2 protein-coding genes are annotated in these 3,121 nt (G+C 36.3%); both read left to right on the top strand.

Annotated elements, in window-relative coordinates; translation table 11 throughout:
* Positions 1 to 1,437 (top strand): flagellin (locus AJN64_RS06220; RefSeq protein ID WP_070292815.1); only part of this gene is annotated, 1,437 nt, incomplete at its 5' end.
* Positions 1,438 to 1,591: 154 nt separating this feature from the next.
* The coding region (locus tag AJN64_RS06215; protein WP_070292814.1) for a flagellin A at positions 1,592 to 3,121 on the top strand (1,530 nt) is incomplete at its 3' end.

The following is a 3,121-nucleotide window of genomic DNA, read 5'->3' as shown; positions in this document are numbered from 1 at the left end:
GCAACTCAAGCAGCTCAAGATGGACAAAGCTTAAAAACAAGAACTATGCTTCAAGCAGATATTAACCGCTTGATGGAAGAACTTGATAATATCGCTAATACTACTTCATTTAATGGTAAACAACTTTTAAGTGGTAATTTTATCAATCAAGAATTTCAAATCGGTGCAAGTTCAAATCAAACTGTAAAGGCTACCATAGGAGCAACTCAATCTTCTAAAATCGGTTTAACACGCTTTGAAACCGGAGGAAGAATTTCTCAAAGTGGTGAAGTGCAATTTACTTTGAAAAACTATAACGGCATAGATGATTTTAAATTTCAAAAAGTTGTGATTTCAACCTCAGTTGGAACAGGACTTGGGGCTTTAGCTGATGAAATAAATAAAAATGCCGATAAAACAGGTGTTAGGGCTACTTTTACAGTAGAGACTCGAGGTATGGCTGCGGTTAAAGCGGGAAGTACTGGAGAGGATTTTACTATTAATGGGGTAAAAATCGGTCAGATAGAATACAAAGATGGTGATAGCAATGGTGCTTTAGTTTCTGCAATCAACTCTGTAAAAGATACTACAGGAGTAGAAGCCTCTATAGATGAAAATGGTAAACTTTTGCTCACTTCAAGAGAAGGTAGAGGAATTAAAATCGAAGGAAGTATAGGTGGTGGTGCTTTTATCAATGCCGATATGAAAGAAAACTATGGTCGTTTATCTTTGGTAAAAAATGATGGTAAAGATATTTTAATCAGTGGTTCAGGACTTAGTTTTGCTGGTTTTGGTGCAAGTCAATTCGTATCTCAAGCTTCTGTTTCTCTAAGAGAGTCAAAAGGTCAAATTGATGCTAATGTCGCTGATGCTATGGGTTTTGGTTCTGCAAATAAACAAAATATTTTAGCAGGATATTCTTCTGTTTCTGCTTATATGAGTAGTGCTGGTAGTGGATTTTCGTCAGGTTCAGGTTATTCTGTAGGTAGTGGGAAAAATTATTCTGCAAGTATAGCCGGATCCGCGATAGCTATTTCAGCTGCTTCTCAACTTTCAGCAGTTTATAATGTATCTGCAGGTTCAGGTTTTTCATCAGGATCAAATCTTTCTCAATTCGCAACTATGAAAACAACTGCTTTTGGAGTTAAGGAAGAAACTGCAGGTGTAACTACACTTAAAGGCGCTATGGCTGTGATGGATATAGCAGAAACTGCTATAACAAATCTTGATCAAATCAGAGCAGACATTGGTTCGGTGCAAAATCAAATCACATCAACTATAAATAACATCACTGTAACTCAAGTCAATGTCAAATCAGCAGAATCTCAAATCAGAGATGTAGACTTTGCTAGCGAGAGTGCAAACTACTCTAAAGCAAATATCTTAGCTCAGAGTGGTTCGTATGCTATGGCTCAAGCAAATTCAACACAACAAAATGTTTTAAGATTGCTTCAATAGTAAAATTAAATAGAATTGCTGCAATATATACAAATCCAAGCCTAGTTTAAATACTAGGCTTTTTTATTTTTTAAGCTTTAAATTTTTGATTAACTAAAAATTGGAACACTTCTTGCTTTAATCTTTTCGATGCAATATTTTGAAAGGATTTAAAATGGGTTTTAGGATAAACACCAACATCGGTGCATTAAATGCACATGCAAATTCCGTTGTTAATTCTAACGAACTTGACAAGTCTTTAAGCAGACTTAGTTCAGGTCTTAGAATCAACTCAGCCGCAGATGATGCTTCAGGGATGGCGATAGCAGACTCTTTGCGTTCACAAGCAGCTACTTTAGGTCAAGCTATAAACAATGGTAACGATGCCATAGGTATCTTACAGACTGCAGATAAAGCTATGGATGAGCAACTTAAGATCTTAGATACAATCAAGACTAAAGCAACTCAAGCAGCTCAAGATGGACAAAGCTTAAAAACAAGAACTATGCTTCAAGCAGATATTAACCGCTTGATGGAAGAACTTGATAATATCGCTAATACTACTTCATTTAATGGTAAACAACTTTTAAGTGGTAATTTTATCAATCAAGAATTTCAAATCGGTGCAAGTTCAAATCAAACTGTAAAGGCTACCATAGGAGCAACTCAATCTTCTAAAATCGGTTTAACACGCTTTGAAACCGGAGGAAGAATTTCTCAAAGTGGTGAAGTGCAATTTACTTTGAAAAACTATAACGGCATAGATGATTTTAAATTTCAAAAAGTTGTGATTTCAACCTCAGTTGGAACAGGACTTGGGGCTTTAGCTGATGAAATAAATAAAAATGCCGATAAAACAGGTGTTAGGGCTACTTTTACAGTAGAGACTCGAGGTATGGCTGCGGTTAAAGCGGGAAGTACTGGAGAGGATTTTACTATTAATGGGGTAAAAATCGGTCAGATAGAATACAAAGATGGTGATAGCAATGGTGCTTTAGTTTCTGCAATCAACTCTGTAAAAGATACTACAGGAGTAGAAGCCTCTATAGATGAAAATGGTAAACTTTTGCTCACTTCAAGAGAAGGTAGAGGAATTAAAATCGAAGGAAGTATAGGTGGTGGTGCTTTTATCAATGCCGATATGAAAGAAAACTATGGTCGTTTATCTTTGGTAAAAAATGATGGTAAAGATATTTTAATCAGTGGTTCAGGACTTAGTTTTGCTGGTTTTGGTGCAAGTCAATTCGTATCTCAAGCTTCTGTTTCTCTAAGAGAGTCAAAAGGTCAAATTGATGCTAATGTCGCTGATGCTATGGGTTTTGGTTCTGCAAATAAACAAAATATTTTAGCAGGATATTCTTCTGTTTCTGCTTATATGAGTAGTGCTGGTAGTGGATTTTCGTCAGGTTCAGGTTATTCTGTAGGTAGTGGGAAAAATTATTCTGCAAGTATAGCCGGATCCGCGATAGCTATTTCAGCTGCTTCTCAACTTTCAGCAGTTTATAATGTATCTGCAGGTTCAGGTTTTTCATCAGGATCAAATCTTTCTCAATTCGCAACTATGAAAACAACTGCTTTTGGAGTTAAGGAAGAAACTGCAGGTGTAACTACACTTAAAGGCGCTATGGCTGTGATGGATATAGCAGAAACTGCTATAACAAATCTTGATCAAATCAGAGCAGACATTGGTTCGGTGCAAAATCAA

Origin of the sequence: Campylobacter sp. BCW_4332 (assembly GCF_001763175.1) — a bacterium.
In the GTDB taxonomy this organism is placed as follows: Bacteria; Campylobacterota; Campylobacteria; order Campylobacterales; family Campylobacteraceae; genus Campylobacter_D; species Campylobacter_D jejuni.
Note: the sequence above shows the minus strand (reverse complement) of the source record. Positions and strands in the feature narration are given on the sequence as shown.